The organism is Acinetobacter puyangensis (assembly GCF_900096995.1).
In the GTDB taxonomy this organism is placed as follows: Bacteria; Pseudomonadota; Gammaproteobacteria; order Pseudomonadales; family Moraxellaceae; genus Acinetobacter; species Acinetobacter puyangensis.
The window spans coordinates 341,170-357,027 of sequence record NZ_OANT01000001.1 but is presented as its reverse complement, the minus strand read 5'-3'; the positions used below and the strand labels follow the sequence as shown (position 1 = coordinate 357,027).

Here is a 15,858-nt window from a genome sequence, read left to right as displayed (position 1 = left end):
GATGAAATGACAAATGTGGATAAGCTAGAAATAGATTATGCCTATTTTTATTAAAATGCAAGAAAATACACAAATACATTTTTATACACATAAGCCTTATTCTTTGCAGCATTAATGGTTACAATCTAACTATGCTTTTCTTTATGGAATCTTGCGCTGATGCTGCAACAAGAACGCTTACATCGAATTCGGGCTTTATTGAGTCATTTCAAAAATATTTCCACTGAACGCATCATGAAAGAATTAAATATCTCACGAGAAACTGCACGTCGAGATATTATTGAACTCGAAGCCATGGGAGAAGGAAAACGTGTGCATGGTGGCATCGTTGCCATTGAACCGGTCAATCAAGAAGCCCCTCTAACACAACGTTATCAACAGATGGCAAAAGAAAAACGCAGTATCGTGCGTAAAGCTGTTGAACTGTTAAAATCAGAGCAAAGTATTTTTATTGATGCAGGTTCGACCACCTCAATGCTGGCCGAAGAATTACGTACCATGTCCGGTTTAACTATTATCACCAACAGTATTCAGGCTGTGATGAATTTGACACTGGCCGATGAAAATGAAAGCCCACAGCATGAAATTATTTTAATTGGCGGCCGGATTTTCAATCGTCCACAAACTCAAGGGGATTTTACCATTGCAGAAATTCAAAAATTTACTGTGGACATTGCCCTCCTATCACCCGTTGGTTTGAGTGCCAATTTTGGTGCCAGTAGCTTTTATAGCGAAGAAGCGCTGATTGCACAAAGCATGTCTAGGCAGGCAAAACAAACTTTTATTCTGGCCGATAGCAGTAAAATTGGGGTAAGCAGCAGAATTTGCTATGCAAGCTGTCACGAGATCAATACCATCATTAGCAATGATGACATTGAAAAATACCCGGAATTTGAATCTATTCGATTAAAAAACAAAAATATAGAAATTCATTTATGTCATAAATAAACCGCTATTTTTATGATTGAGTCTTTATCCACGAATGTTTTTCGTAACGATTAAAAAAGAGGCGAATCATCGCCTCTCTTTTTTAACTGATCTTAATCCTCTGGATCTGGAAATAGCGGACGATTCCCTGGGCCAATACGATTCATATGCAAGAATGACATATGACGCTCATATTTATCCAGAATGTCATTAATCACCTGCTCTTTGGTATAACCCACCAAATCATTATCTTGTGAACCTTCATATAAGAACGTTTCTAAACGATAATAAAAATGTTTGCCGGATTTACCACGTTCACTAAACTGCGGTGCAGTATAACGTACAGGCCAAATCTGATAGACAAAATTATAATCCTCTTCCAAATAAATTGTTAAATCAAGATGATAGAGGGCATCATTTTCTTTCAATGGTGTCGTTGTTACATCAACCTGCATGCCTTGTTTAATCAGTTCTTCGGCAACAGTTTTAACGGCAGGTTGGCAAACACCATCTAACATCTGAAGCGTCTCAGTTGTACCAGGATGTTGCATCACTCGGGATAAACGCTGTTTCCAGTTCAAAATGTCCACATTCCCAACCACAGGTGCAGCATTCAGACTTCGACTGGCTTTACGATAATCCTCAAGGCGCAAGGATTTATATAAACCGACCATGACCAACAACATCACAAAACTAAACGGCAGCCCCATAATCACCGTTGCACTTTGTAATGCAGTGATTCCATTTGCCATCAACATTGCAAGGGTTAGTACCCCAATTGCAATTGCCCAGAACACCCGCAACCAGCGCGGTGCATCATTATCAATACTCGAAAATTTTGTCGTAAAATTTCCCAATACCAATGCACCTGAGTCAGCAGAAGTCACATAAAATAACAGGCCAGTAATTGTGGCAACACCCGCAATAAAAGCAAACCCGGGATATTGTGCCAATAGATCATAAAAACCATGCGCAGGATTGATCAGTACAGTTTCAGCAAGTGCAGTATTGCCATCAAAGATCACATTATATAACGCACTACTGCCAAAGATGGACAGCCATGTCATGGTAAATAATAAGGGAATAATCAAGGTACCGCAGACAAATTCACGAATGGTACGCCCGCGAGAAATCCTCGCCAAGAATAAGCCAACAAACGGTGACCACGCCACCCACCATGCCCAGAAAAAGATGGTCCAGCTATTCATCCAGTCTTTGGGCTGTTCAAAGGCAAAACTTTCCAACGCCAAACTCGGAAAACGCGTAATGTAATCGCCAAAGTTCTGCACTAAGGCATTCAGTAAAAACTCGGTATTGCCTACTGCTAATACAAATAGCATCAGGCCAATCGCCACATAGACATTGACTTCAGATAAAATGCGAATGCCTTTGTTAACCCCGGTTGTCACAGAAATAATGGTGACAATCACAGCAACAACAATTAATGCGGTTTGTACCCATAAGTTTTCGGGCAAATCAAATAACAAGTGTAAACCGTAGTTTAACTGTACCACTGCAATACCGCAGGTGGTCGCGATCCCGAAAATTGTACCAATCACCGCAGCGGTATCCACACTATCACCAATTGGCCCATCAATTTTTTTACCAAAAATTGGATACAAGGCAGAACGGATGGTCAAAGGTAAATTATACCGGTAACTAAAATAGCCCAATGCCATGCCAACCAGAGCATACATGCCCCATCCCGTTAAACCATAATGAAATAGAGTCCACACCATGCTTTGTCGCGCGGCTTCAAAGGTTTGTCCTTCGCCAACGGGTGGATTCATATAATGGGATAATGGTTCTGCCACAGAAAAGAACATCAAATCTGTTCCGATCCCGGCAGCAAATAACATCGCAGACCAACTGAGTAAGCTAAACTCTGGTTTGGAATGTTTTGGACCCAGTTTTATATCGCCATAGCGTGAGCAGGCAACAACAATCACAAAAATTAAATAGAGCGTCGCAGCCAGCAAGTAGTACCAGCTAAATGTGGAACTAACCCAGGCCAGCACTGTATTTAATACATGATTGGCAAAATCATTAAAGAAAATCGTGGTAAATGAAAATATTAAAATAATGAGCGCTGAAACATAAAAGACCACACGATTCAAATGATCTTTTGTTTGGATGGATGAATCATCAACTGCTCTTGGATTATCTGTCACCATACAATCCTCAAGTGAATTAAAAAAGATATGTGATATTGCCTCAGCGTACAGCAACACCATGACAAACATCACATATGAAAAACAATGTTATAAAAGATTAAGAGTAAAACCTGCTAATCAAAATCAGGCTTGGACTCGATTCCCTTTGCAGTGTTGTTGAGCTAGCACCAACACTATATCTAGCAACAAAAGTAAATATCTCTTCAGTAAAATGGACCATCTTGATCATTAGATCAACACTTTAATAGCTGTGTCCGATCACTTTTACAAGATTCATATAAAAACCCTGTTGTAACAAGCATAACCTTTATTGATTGAACATTCAATCAATAAAGGTTATATTAATATGCATCGCGACTTGTGCTGTTTTTTAAATATTTTATTATCAGTTTGAATTTTAGTGAGTTATGGCATACAAGCATGAAAAAACGCATCGTTAAACCCGAACATGAACGTCGTGAAGAAATTATCAATGCAGCGTTTGCAGTGATTTATGAGGTTGGACTATCTCATACCACGATTGCTCAAATTGCCAAAAAGGCTGAAGTCTCTACCGGGATCGTGAGTCATTATTTTGGTGACAAGCAAGGACTGATGACGACATGTATGCGAGAAATGCTGAAAAGACTGTATCAAATTACTCAGCAATACAAAGCGGAAGTCAATGATCCACAGCCGGAACACTATCTTAAAGCGATTGTGAATGCCAATTTTGACTTAAGTCAGGTGAATAAGATGGCGATGCGGGTTTGGCTGGATTTCTGGTCTGCCAGTATGCATACCCCTGAACTTGCACGTTTACAACGGGTCAATGATCGACGCTTGTATTCAAACCTAAAATTTCAGTTTCTTAAACTATTACCAGATGATCAGGCAGATACCGCTGCCAGCGGTCTTGCAGCGTTAATTGATGGTCTATGGCTGCGTGGCGGTTTAAATCAGTATGATCAATTTGATCGTCAATCTGCCAGACTTATTGCTTACGATTATTTAGAAATACAGCTGCAACGCGCCAAACTTAATGAATAAACAAAAGGAGAAACCATATGAATGATGTGCATATTCATCCATTGTATATCCATGGCCAATACACCCCTGCCAGCAGTGGCATAAGTTTTGAGAGTATTAACCCCGCCAATGGTCAAGTGATTGCCAACATTCAACAGGCCTCTCAACAAGACATTGAAAAAGCGGTACACAGTGCCAAACAAGGACAAAAAGTCTGGGCTGCGATGACCGCAATGGAGCGCTCTCGTATTTTACGTCGTGCAGTCGATATTTTGCGTGAACGTAATGATGAACTGGCCCAACTGGAAACACTTGATACCGGTAAGGCATATAGCGAAACCTCAACTGTTGATATTGTCACAGGTGCAGATGTACTGGAGTACTATGCAGGTCTTGCTACAGCAATTCAAGGCGAACAAGTGCCACTTCGCGACTCCAGCTTTTTCTATACTCGTCGTGAACCTTTAGGTGTCGTTGCTGGCATTGGTGCATGGAATTATCCGATTCAAATTGCACTATGGAAATCTGCACCAGCCCTTGCCGCAGGCAATGCCATGATTTTTAAACCCAGTGAAGTCACACCGCTTACCGCGTTTAAACTGGCAGAAATCTATACTGAAGCAGGACTGCCAAATGGCGTATTTAATGTAGTACAAGGTGCAGGCCGTGACATTGGCCAATGGCTTACAGAACATCCCGGTATTGAAAAAATCTCATTTACTGGTGGTGTAGAAACGGGCAAAAAAGTCATGGCAAGTGCCGCAGGTTCCACCCTCAAAGAAGTCACCATGGAGTTAGGCGGTAAATCACCACTGATTATTTGTGATGATGCTGATCTCAATAAGGCGGCTGATATTGCGGTGATGGCGAACTTCTTTAGTTCAGGTCAAGTCTGCACCAATGGCACACGTGTCTTTGTGCCTAAAGCACTTTTAGCTGATTTTGAAGCCGCAGTGGTCGAACGTGTACAGCGCGTTCGTATGGGCGATCCTATGGACAATCAAACCAATTTTGGCCCACTGACCAGTTTTCCGCATATGGAAAAAGTATTGTCTTACATCAATTCTGGCAAACAACAAGGTGCAAAACTTCTCATTGGTGGGGAACGTGCAACAGGTGAATTGGCACAAGGTGCCTATGTACAGCCCACAGTGTTTACAGACTGTAGCGATGATATGCGAATCGTGCAGGAGGAAATTTTTGGCCCTGTGATGAGTATTCTCAGCTATGAAACTGAAGAAGAAGTAATTCGACGTGCCAATAATACACCTTTTGGTTTAGCCGCAGGTGTGGTCACCCCCGACATTAATAAAGCACACCGTATTATTCATCAAATTGAGGCCGGTATTTGCTGGATCAACACATGGGGCGAATCCCCTGCTGAAATGCCAGTCGGTGGTTATAAGCAATCCGGCGTTGGCCGTGAAAATGGCATCAGCACCTTGGCACATTACACCCGTGTTAAATCCATTCAAGTTGAGCTTGGAGATTACCAAAGCATTTTCTAAGTATTTCCCCTCCTTTCGCACGAACTGAATAGAAGCAATCTTTCAGTTCTGATCCAAACATAAATGAGGAAAATTATGACCAAGCAAGAATACGATTATATTATTATTGGGGCAGGTTCGGCAGGTAATGTACTTGCTGCCCGCCTAACTGAAGATGAAGATGTTTCGGTTTTATTGTTAGAAGCTGGTGGTCCAGATTATCGACTAGATTTTCGTACGCAAATGCCAGCAGCACTGGCCTATCCCTTACAAGGCCGTCGCTATAACTGGGCCTATTTAACCGATCCTGAACCACACATGAACAATCGCCAGATGGAATGTGGTCGTGGCAAAGGTTTAGGTGGTTCTTCCCTGATTAATGGCATGTGCTATATTCGTGGCAATGCCATGGATCTGGACCAATGGGCAAGCATTAAAGGTCTTGAAAACTGGCACTATGCCGACTGTCTACCCTACTATAAAAAAGCCGAAACACGTGATATTGGTGCCAATGATTACCATGGCGACAGTGGCCCAGTGTCTGTGGCAACGCCAAAGCAAGGGAATAATGAATTATTCCATGCCATGGTTGAAGCAGGCGTACAGGCAGGCTATCCACGTACTGACGACTTAAATGGTTATCAGCAAGAAGGTTTTGGCCCCATGGACCGGACAGTCACACCAAATGGCCGTCGTTCCAGTACCGCACGTGGTTATCTCGATATGGCGAAAGAGCGTGCTAATTTAACCATCGTCACCCATGCCACAACCCATAAAATCCTCTTTAATCTAAAACAAGCCATTGGGGTGGAATATATTCTTGGCGCGGATCAAGCAAACATGAAACAAGCTTACGCAAAGCGTGAAGTCTTGCTCTGCGCCGGTGCAATCGCATCACCACAAATTTTACAGCGTTCAGGTGTTGGTCAAAGTACATTCCTTCAATCAATGGACATCGATGTCGTACAGGATTTGCCCGGTGTCGGTGAGAATTTGCAGGATCATTTGGAAATGTATTTACAATACAAATGCAAGCAGCCTGTTTCACTCTATCCAGCCTTAAAATGGCATAATCAGCCTGCTATCGGCGCTGAATGGCTGTTTTTAGGCAAAGGTATTGGTGCAAGTAATCAGTTTGAAGCGGGTGGATTTATCCGTTCATCCGAAGAATTTGAATGGCCCAATATCCAATACCATTTCTTGCCTGTGGCGATTAACTACAATGGTAGCAATGCAGTAAAAGAACATGGTTTTCAAGCACATGTCGGTTCCATGCGCTCCCCCTCCCGTGGCCGGATTAAACTAAAATCCAAAGACCCGTTTGCGCACCCAAGTATCCTGTTTAACTACATGTCTACGGAACAGGATTGGCGTGAATTCCGTGATGGCATTCGTATCACCCGTGAAATCATGCATCAGCCAGCACTTGACGTATATCGTGGTGAGGAAATCAGCCCCAGTATGCAACTCAAAACCGATGCCGAACTGGATAGTTTTGTCCGAGACCATGCTGAAACAGCTTACCACCCATCATGCAGCTGCAAAATGGGCGAAGACGATATGGCTGTCGTCGATGGTCAAGGCCGTGTCCATGGTTTGCATGGACTACGTGTAGTAGATGCCTCGATCATGCCAATTATTATCACAGGCAATTTAAATGCCACCACTATTATGATCGCTGAGAAAATTGCCGATCAAATCCGTGGTCAACAACTACCACGTTCCCAAGCTGGCTATTTCAAAGCAGGCACTGCACCTGTACGCCAAACACCACTTCGTCCATTTCAATAAAATATGTTTTACCAACAGCATCTTAGGTCCGACAAGGTGCTGGTTACATTCAAGGGAAAAAATGAAAAAGCTTCTACTTTCACTCACCTTAGGATTATATTTACCTTCTGTTGATGCTGCCGAGTTAGCCCCAGAAACCACCGCCACCGCCCCATTAAGTGCCAACCTCACGCTTGCCAGTCAATATGTTTCCAGAGGCTTTCAACAAACATGGGGAAAACCAGCCTTGCAAGGTGGACTGGATTACAGCCATCCAAGCGGCGTGTTTGCTGGAACATGGGCATCGACTGTCAGTGATCATTTTATCCGTGATGCCACTGTCGAGTGGGATGTTTACACGGGTTATTATCATGATTTAGGCAATCTGTCTTTAGGCGTTACCGCCGCTTATTACTATTATCCTGGTGCAAAAACCACAGCTGAAACAGGACATACACGTTTTAATTATGGCGAAATTATTCCCGAAATTGGTTATGGACCTTTAACAGTTAAATATGCTGTCACTTACACTCGTGATTATTTTGGTAATAACGCCAATACTTTAGGCACTGATACACCACAACATTCTCGTGGATCAGCTTACTTAGATGTCAACTGGGATCAACCCATCACAGAAGACTGGTCTGTAAATGCACATTATGGCCAGCAACGTATTAAAAATTTCTCGGCAGCAAACTTTCAGGATATCAGTGTTGCAGTCAACAAAGAATTGCCGCATAACTTTACTGCAAGCCTCATCTATAGCAAAGCATGGGATAAAGATAATTACTATAAAACATATAGTAATGGTAATCCAAATGCTCGGGTTTCTAATCCAATTGATGCGACTGCAACCCTGTCAATTACCAAAAACTTCTAGGTAACTTTAAATTTATCAAGTATAAGTCCCCCTCTTCATATTCATAATGGAGAGGTTGTAGGGGGGCTTATAAAAACAACTTCAATTCTATTGTGAACTTTACCTATTATTTAAAATAGATTTAAGAAATCGAATCATCTGTATTATTATAATGTATCACCACAGAACAAAATAATATAACTTATTAATTTAACCATATCTAAAAGTTATATTTTTTCAATCCCAAAAAAATATAAGCATTATCTGTAGAGACATTACTACTCAATAGTATTTTACTAGTTTAGAATGTAAATATAGCAGCCCATCACAGCATGTTATAAAAATTTATTTCACTTTACTTCAAGGGCAAACAATTAGTATTTATAATTCATTAAATCATATGAACAATATAAACAGTACAAATAATAAATACCCCATAATAAAATTATAATATATTTACCTGGTGCAAAAAATTCAAAACTGCTAATTTCAATATTCATTGCAAATCTAAAGAGTTCCATTTTTTATTTATTTTTTATGTATAAATATATAAAAAATAATTATATATCAATGATAGGAGAGCTTATTCATATGAGCTATCCAAGCATTTATTAAAAATCCATTCCCAATAAAAAATATAAAAACATAGTATTTAAATTTAAAATGATTCAAATATTTAATTTTAAATGAATTTAATATATGCACAAAATATTATGCTGCACAGCAAATATTATGACTATGCAGCATTTCAAACAATAACTTACTTTTAATTAAATAAAATAATTATATCTATTTATGACTAGAACTAGGTAAGATATCAAAATTATCATTTTCATCATTGATCTTTATTACAAGTTGACTTTTTGCAAATTCCGGATCATCTAGCATTTTATGAGCTTGTACTCTATCAATATCTTTTTCCCATGTTGCAATAACTAGAGTTGCTACACAGTTTCCAACTAAATTACTCGCAGCGCGTATAATACCAATGATCCAATCTACGGAAAGAATTAAAACCAATCCAATTGCAGGAATGATAGGAAAACTTGATAAAGTTGCAGCTAAAACTACAATTGCTGAAGCAGGGATACCATGAGCACCTTTAGAGGTAAACAAAGTAATTAATAGAATAACTAATAAATCATGAAAGCTGAGGTTTACACCAGTAGCTTGAGCAATAAAAACTACTGCAAGAGTCAAGTAAATAGAAAAACCATCTAAATTAAATGAATAACCTGAAGGAACCACCAAGCTTACTGTAGTATCACGAATGCCTAATTTTTTAAGTTTATACATGACCTGTGGTAATACAGAATCTGAGGAGGAAGTTCCAAAAACAATACTAATTTCCTCTTTAAAATAGCGAATTAACTTAAAAATATTAAAACCACATAACTTTAATATAGCACCAAGAATTATTACAACAAAAAAGATAACCGTTAAATAATAAATAATGACTAAATAACCAAGATTAAATAATGTATTAATGCCAAATTTAGCAACAGTAAATGAAATTGCACCAAAAACACCAATAGGTGCTAATTTTACAATGATAGACATCATTTTAAAAATGACTTGTGAAACTTTATCAATAAAAGAAGCAACAGGTGCTTTTACATCACCAGGTAATAGTGATAAAGATATCCCAAATAAAATTGAAAGTAACACAACCTGTAAAATATCACTACCAGTAAACGCACCAATTGCTGTTTGTGGAATCATATTTAGAAAAAAGTCCGAAATACTCGTTACCGAATGCATGTTTTCTTGATATTTTGATAAACTGGAAGCATCTAATGTAGATAAATCAATATCCATACCATGCCCTGGTTTTAACCAATATGCAACTGCTATCCCTAAGACTAGGGCAAGCGTCGTCATAATTTCAAAATAAATAATTGTTTTTAAACCAACTTTACCAGCTTTTTTTAAATTTCCTGAGTTATAGATACCCATTACAATTACACAAAATATAAGCGGTGCAATTAGCATTTTAATTAAACGAACAAAGCTATCTCCTAAAACTTGAAAATTTTTGGCAATATCTGGAAAAAAATGACCAAATAAGCAGCCTAATATTAAAGCTATGACTACTTGTAAAAATAAGGAGGATTTCACATGGGAGAACATTTCACTTTCCTTTTTGAGAATCAGATTTTTACTACAAATATATTAATATTGCTCAATTAATATATTTTTAATGTAGATATAAAACCGTAGGAGGACACAATTAATATTGTGCGTAAAAGTAAATATAAATCATTAGAGAGATTGAGCTATTCATCTCTACTTAGCAGATTAATACAGCATTTAAACTATCAATATAATTTATTGCAGATCGAATCAAACAGAATAAATATTTCATTATTCACGATTACCTATCATAATATCTACTCTATACATTATCTTTTGGTAAAATATAATGATGTCTTTCTAATTCTAGAACCTGCATATAAAATATATCCATCAACATAGAGATAACTCTCTATGAAAAATTTGATAGCTAGAAGGTTTAAGATGAAATTTTGTCATGCTGTATTGGGTTTTATCCTGAATATAAATCAGATGATCTATCATGTTGCAAACCTTTTAATGAATTCTGTTGAGCCTAGTTAATTTAGGAATTCAACATCATTTGACCAAATCCAAATTACTGCACCAATTTGGAGAATTTTTGCATACCTTTTATTAATGGTACTTACTGACTACATTTTTCAAACTGAATTAACATGGTCAGACCACTAATACCAGAACCAATTGCTGACCTCAATCTCCAAAACTTTAAAATATAGATGTCGTGATCACGCTTTGTTTTGGGTAAAGCGAAAATTATGCCAGATATTTATAAAAAATATTTTTTTAATATAAGTTTATGTTTTATATTATTTTAATAAAAATCAAAAAATCATGTTAAGTGATGCAATATGATCACGAACCATCTGGTATGACCAGTATGTCCAAAAATTTCAAGGTGGAAATAGATGACCTATTTTTTGCATTATTATTGTGCACTTATGCCATAAAAATGGGCGTAAAAATATTTTGACTCATAAAAGTACATTTTAAAATCAGACAAACTAATCACTATGACTAAAAAAATAGATACCTGCACGTTGCGCTGCACCAATAATATGTTTTTGCATGGCATATTCAGCTGCTTTAGCATCCTTATTACATAATGCTGTCAAAATTGTCTGATGCTCTGTGATGGTTTTATGTGCAAGATTGGGTTGGATAAATGGTAAAATTTGACTTTGCTGCAACCATTTTGTTTGTTGTTGTAAAACATGAATAATCGATTGATTATGACTTAATTCAATAATATATTTATGAAAATCATAATCCTGCCTCGCTGCTTCTTGCCAGTTTCTAGATATAATGGCCGAAGATAAATTATCAAAATTATTTTTTAAGATAATAGCATCTTGATCCGTTAGGTACTCACATGCTAAGAGCGTACTAAAACTTTCCAAAATATAACGCATTTGATAAAAATCCTTTAAAGAAATATTATTTTGGACATTCCATTGTTCTACAGAGCGACTTTGCTGCGAGATGACATAAACCCCTTTACCTGCCCTAATTTGTATTAGACCCAAAGCAGATAATCGTATTAATGCTTCTCTTAGTGAAGCACGGCTAATACCCAACTTTAGAGCCAATTCACGTTGAGCCGGTAATGTAGAGTTAATTGGATAAAGCCCCTGTTGAATCCAATTATTAATCGTTTCTACAGCTTGTTCGGTAACTTGAGACGTTCTATGGTTGTTGAGCGTAGCTTGTGGCTTCATCACTATCAATATTCCTACAATTAACAAATGTGTAATAAAAATAGATTTTACACAAGTCTATGATTTTTTTTCTGTGATTTTGGAATTTACATTAAATCCTTAAATCGTCCCAATCAAGATCCGCATCACACATCACACATCACACATGTATGGGATAACATCGAAAGACTAGGTATAACTCATGTTACAAAGTATGTATTGCAAACGATTTCAAATCGAATTTTGCATAACTATTTCTTAAATAAGGCAACTTGATCACAAATATTACCAGGTTTTATTTTTATGATAATATGCTGCACCATTGAGTTTTTAAATGAAACGAAGGCAATATCACTCCGACTTCATCAAGATATATTGCGATGGCATTGGCTAAAGTGATATTGTTCGCCTCTGATCTGCTTAATAAAATATCTGGATTTTTTTCGATTTACTCTGTTAATTTACGTTATGACATGATTGCTATTATTTATACATTAGTCATTTTATTAAAACGTAAATTACAAAAAATAGGATATGAAATGCGGCGTAAAAAATTGCTATAAGTTAAAATCAGCAACACTGTAAAGGTATGTTTTTTAATATGAATATTGACAAACCCATTAAAATCACTAAAGAACCTCGCATCAGTGTAGCGCCGATGATGGATTGGACAACTCGTGATTACCGATATTTTGCTCGTCTATTCAATCCCCATATTGTTTTATATACCGAAATGGTCACCACAGGTGCCATTCTTTATGGTGATGCAAAACGTCATCTAGATTTTAATGCGCAAGAACATCCAATTGTTTTACAGCTTGGCGGTTCCAATCCACAAGAATTAGCACAATGCACAAAAATGGCAGAGGACTGGGGTTATGATGAAGTCAATCTCAATGTTGGCTGCCCGAGTGACCGTGTGCAGAATAATAAAATCGGTGCATGTCTAATGGCCGAAGCAGATCTTGTCGCTGAATGTATTACTGCTATGCAAAATGCTGTAAATATTCCGGTCACGATTAAGCATCGTATCGGCATTGATGACATGCAGTCCTATGAAGAAATGCTGAGTTTTGTCGATACTGTCGCTGCCATAGGTTGCACACATTTTGTGGTACATGCCCGTATAGCGATTTTGCAAGGTTTATCGCCCAAAGAAAATCGTGACGTTCCACCTTTACGCTATGAAGATGTCTATCATCTAAAACAGGATCGTCCATATCTCACCATTGAAATTAATGGGGGGATTAAAACTGTTGCAGAAACACAGGGTCATTTACAGCATGTTGATGGCGTTATGATTGGACGTGAAGCTTATCATAATCCTTATTTACTAGCAGAATTAGGGCAATTATGGAATCTGACATTGCCAGATCGTTTTGAGATTATGCAGCAAATGTTGCCTTATATTGAGCAACGACTGCATGAGGGTGCGCCCATGTCGATTCTCTCTCGGCATATTTTAGGTTTATTTCAAAACCTTCCTGGTGCTCGCAAATGGCGACAAGCGTTAAGTGGTGGCAATGCGAAAGATTTAAACGATATCAAAAATGCAGTGTTAAATATGCAAGAAACACTTGCTCGCTCAGAACACGATCGTCTTGAATATATCCAGTCCTTATCCTGATCTATATTGTGAATTGCATCATCACGCTGCTAACGTTATGATTTCGTCTTAAATAAATTCGGTTTGTTAAATTTTCATGCAGATTCTTAAACTCTTTCGTTATCTTCCGCTTACTGTGATTCAAGCAAGCGCACGCATGGCTGCATGGTTTATCAATCAAAAACCGAGTACAGGAATGTTTTGGAAAACAAGCATTAACCTTAAACTGGCCTATCCTGATTTAACAGATCAACAACGTCAACAGCTGGCAAAAGAAAGCGTGACCAAACAATGTTTATCTTATGCCGAATCACTAAAATGCTGGGCAATGCCACCTGAATGGAGTATCGAACAAATCAAAGTAGTTCATCATCTAGAAGTATTCAAAAATGCTTTAAATGATCTACATGGTGTATTGATTATTGTTCCACATCTAGGCACATGGGAAATGATGAATGCATGGATACATCAATATGGCATCCCAACCATTATGTATAAACCCATAAAAGATCAATCCATCAATCACTTTGTATTACAGGCAAGGGAACGGTTAAATGCGACACTTGTACCGACTAATGCCAATGGCGTAAAAACTTTATTTAAAAATTTAAAACAGGGCGGCTTTAGTATAATTTTACCAGATCATGTCCCGCATCCTTCCGGTGGTGTGATCGTACCTTTCTTTGGAATAAACTGCTTAACCAGTACACTTGCCAGTAAAATGGCACAAAAAACCCATTGCCGTTTAATCGGTTTAAGTTGTATTCGCCGTAATAATGATGACGGTTTTGAAGTCTATTGTGACGATCTTAATGATCCAAAACTTTATGATACAGATATTGAGATTGCTACCACTGCATTAAATCAGGCAATAGAAAAGATGATTAAGCGTTTTCCAGCCGAATATATGTGGGGATATAAGCGGTTTCGGGGCAATCCCGAGCTAAAAAATATCTATAAGATAAACTGAATTTATTTGAAGAGTAAAAGCCTAGTAGATTAAAACTAGGCTAAACCCACTCAGACTATAACTCCGCATCTAAAATTTGTTTAGCTGTTTTTTCCCAAGTCATAGGTCGATAATTATTCTGGATGTTGAATTCCTTCTCGGTAATATATGATGGATGGTTAATCAAAAATAGAATTTTCTCACACCATTCATTTATATTATGAGGATTTAAATAATCTATATAATTTCCTCCAACTTCTGGTAAAGAACCCGTATTAGAAGATAAACAATATTTGCCAAAGGAAAGACTTTCTGCGACTGGCAAACCATACCCCTCAATAAAAGATGGATATAGAGTAAACCAACATTTTTTATATAATTGAATCAAATCCCCATCTGAAACATGATCTAAAATAATAATTTTATTATGAATTCTATGATCAGAATCTAAATTTTTCAATAAGTTTTCAACTTTCCATCCTCGGCGCCCAACAAAATAAATTTTTGGCAAATTAGTTATACCTTGCTCAATCAAAGATAAATAAGCTTCGTATAAAACTTTATGATTTTTTCTTATCTCAATTGTAGAAACAAATAATAAATACTTATCCTTGACTAATTGGTCTATAAATTCACTATGTCTAATAGTCTCTTTTTTATATAAATCACAACCTAAAGTAATTACATGAATTGGGGGTATACTTTTTTGTTCTTCTTTCAAATATTTTACTAATTCCTGCTTTGTAAAATGAGAATTACAATAAAATTTATCAACGACATCGATTACTTCAGAGAAATATATCTTAAATAATGCTGAATGCTGCTCAGGTAAAAACTCTGGATGAGTAATTGGAATAATATCATGGCAAAGCAAATTAAAATTAATTTTAATTTTTTGCTTTAATAAGTGATAAACTTTTATTTCACCTGAGTAAAAATCTTGTCCTACAGAGATGACTTTATCCCCTTGTTGATAAGGATGAGAAATCTTGCCAAAGTTTTGTTTTAATACTCTTAATCTCTTACAGATACTACGAACCAATTTATATTTGAACTTCTCTACGAATTTCAGACCCTTCTTATTTTGAATAGATTTACTTCTAAACTTATTTAAAATACTGGAAATTTCTTTATGATCGACTTCAACAAAGCCAATACATACATCAAAAGTACTAAATTTAACGTCATGTCCTTGCTGCTGAAGTTTTAATCCATAGGAACATATTTCAAACTCTGTCCTAGCAATTCCTGTAAAATTATTTACCTTTGAAATATTTGAAATATTGATCCAAATCATAAATTGACCTA

At 37.2% G+C, this 15,858-nt stretch carries 11 protein-coding genes; 7 read left to right on the top strand and 4 right to left on the bottom strand.

What is annotated here, in order from left to right:
- Positions 1–159: 159 nt before the first annotated feature.
- A complete protein-coding gene (locus tag CRO21_RS01680; protein ID WP_097077617.1) occupies positions 160–948 on the top strand; it encodes a DeoR/GlpR family DNA-binding transcription regulator in 789 nt (262 codons plus the stop codon).
- 92 nt (positions 949–1,040) lie between these two features.
- Here CRO21_RS01680 and CRO21_RS01675 read toward each other — a convergent pair whose 3' ends face one another.
- The gene (locus tag CRO21_RS01675) at positions 1,041–3,101 is read right to left on the bottom strand and encodes a choline transporter (RefSeq protein WP_097077616.1); all 2,061 of its coding nucleotides are present in this window, start codon (positions 3,099–3,101) and stop codon (positions 1,041–1,043) included.
- 420 nt (positions 3,102–3,521) lie between these two features.
- Between CRO21_RS01675 and betI the strand changes: the two genes are divergently transcribed.
- From betI to CRO21_RS01655, 4 genes are all read left to right on the top strand, one after another.
- The gene (gene betI, locus CRO21_RS01670; RefSeq protein WP_097077615.1) at positions 3,522–4,130 is read left to right on the top strand and encodes a transcriptional regulator BetI; all 609 of its coding nucleotides are present in this window, start codon (positions 3,522–3,524) and stop codon (positions 4,128–4,130) included.
- 17 nt (positions 4,131–4,147) lie between these two features.
- Complete coding sequence (gene betB / locus CRO21_RS01665; RefSeq protein ID WP_097077614.1) at positions 4,148–5,617, top strand: betaine-aldehyde dehydrogenase; 1,470 nt, start codon at positions 4,148–4,150, stop codon at positions 5,615–5,617.
- Positions 5,618–5,692: 75 nt separating this feature from the next.
- On the top strand, positions 5,693–7,387 hold the full coding sequence (gene betA, locus CRO21_RS01660) for a choline dehydrogenase (protein WP_097077613.1): 1,695 nt from the start codon (positions 5,693–5,695) through the stop codon (positions 7,385–7,387).
- Between the two features lie 61 nt (positions 7,388–7,448).
- Entirely contained in the window at positions 7,449–8,246 is a 798-nt protein-coding gene (locus CRO21_RS01655) for a TorF family putative porin (protein WP_097077612.1), read from the top strand.
- Between the two features lie 768 nt (positions 8,247–9,014).
- On the opposite strand, the gene dctA is transcribed toward CRO21_RS01655, so the two are convergent.
- The gene (gene dctA, locus CRO21_RS01650; RefSeq protein ID WP_097077611.1) at positions 9,015–10,355 is read right to left on the bottom strand and encodes a C4-dicarboxylate transporter DctA; all 1,341 of its coding nucleotides are present in this window, start codon (positions 10,353–10,355) and stop codon (positions 9,015–9,017) included.
- A 947-nt stretch (positions 10,356–11,302) separates the two neighbouring features.
- A complete protein-coding gene (locus CRO21_RS01645; protein WP_097077610.1) occupies positions 11,303–12,016 on the bottom strand; it encodes a FadR/GntR family transcriptional regulator in 714 nt (237 codons plus the stop codon).
- 580 nt (positions 12,017–12,596) lie between these two features.
- Here CRO21_RS01645 and dusA point away from each other — a divergent pair.
- The gene (dusA, locus tag CRO21_RS01635; protein WP_097077608.1) at positions 12,597–13,622 is read left to right on the top strand and encodes a tRNA dihydrouridine(20/20a) synthase DusA; all 1,026 of its coding nucleotides are present in this window, start codon (positions 12,597–12,599) and stop codon (positions 13,620–13,622) included.
- Positions 13,623–13,698: 76 nt separating this feature from the next.
- Positions 13,699–14,571, top strand: a complete 873-nt coding sequence (locus CRO21_RS01630; RefSeq protein ID WP_097077607.1) for a lysophospholipid acyltransferase family protein — start codon at positions 13,699–13,701, stop codon at positions 14,569–14,571.
- 55 nt (positions 14,572–14,626) lie between these two features.
- Here CRO21_RS01630 and CRO21_RS01625 read toward each other — a convergent pair whose 3' ends face one another.
- On the bottom strand, positions 14,627–15,847 hold the full coding sequence (locus tag CRO21_RS01625) for a glycosyltransferase family 4 protein (protein WP_171293960.1): 1,221 nt from the start codon (positions 15,845–15,847) through the stop codon (positions 14,627–14,629).
- Positions 15,848–15,858: the final 11 nt, after the last annotated feature.

Excerpts from the sequence above, each read along its gene's own strand:
- CRO21_RS01680 (WP_097077617.1), top strand. The coding sequence starts at position 160 with ATGCTGCAACAAGAACGCTTACATCGAATTCGGGCTTTATTGAGTCAT.
- betI (WP_097077615.1), top strand. The coding sequence starts at position 3,522 with ATGAAAAAACGCATCGTTAAACCCGAACATGAACGTCGTGAAGAAATT.
- dusA (WP_097077608.1), top strand. The coding sequence starts at position 12,597 with ATGAATATTGACAAACCCATTAAAATCACTAAAGAACCTCGCATCAGT.
- CRO21_RS01675 (WP_097077616.1), bottom strand. The coding sequence starts at position 3,101 with ATGGTGACAGATAATCCAAGAGCAGTTGATGATTCATCCATCCAAACA.
- betA (WP_097077613.1), top strand. The coding sequence starts at position 5,693 with ATGACCAAGCAAGAATACGATTATATTATTATTGGGGCAGGTTCGGCA.
- CRO21_RS01655 (WP_097077612.1), top strand. The coding sequence starts at position 7,449 with ATGAAAAAGCTTCTACTTTCACTCACCTTAGGATTATATTTACCTTCT.
- betB (WP_097077614.1), top strand. The coding sequence starts at position 4,148 with ATGAATGATGTGCATATTCATCCATTGTATATCCATGGCCAATACACC.
- CRO21_RS01625 (WP_171293960.1), bottom strand. The coding sequence starts at position 15,847 with ATGATTTGGATCAATATTTCAAATATTTCAAAGGTAAATAATTTTACA.
- CRO21_RS01645 (WP_097077610.1), bottom strand. The coding sequence starts at position 12,016 with ATGAAGCCACAAGCTACGCTCAACAACCATAGAACGTCTCAAGTTACC.
- CRO21_RS01630 (WP_097077607.1), top strand. The coding sequence starts at position 13,699 with ATGCAGATTCTTAAACTCTTTCGTTATCTTCCGCTTACTGTGATTCAA.
- dctA (WP_097077611.1), bottom strand. The coding sequence starts at position 10,355 with ATGTTCTCCCATGTGAAATCCTCCTTATTTTTACAAGTAGTCATAGCT.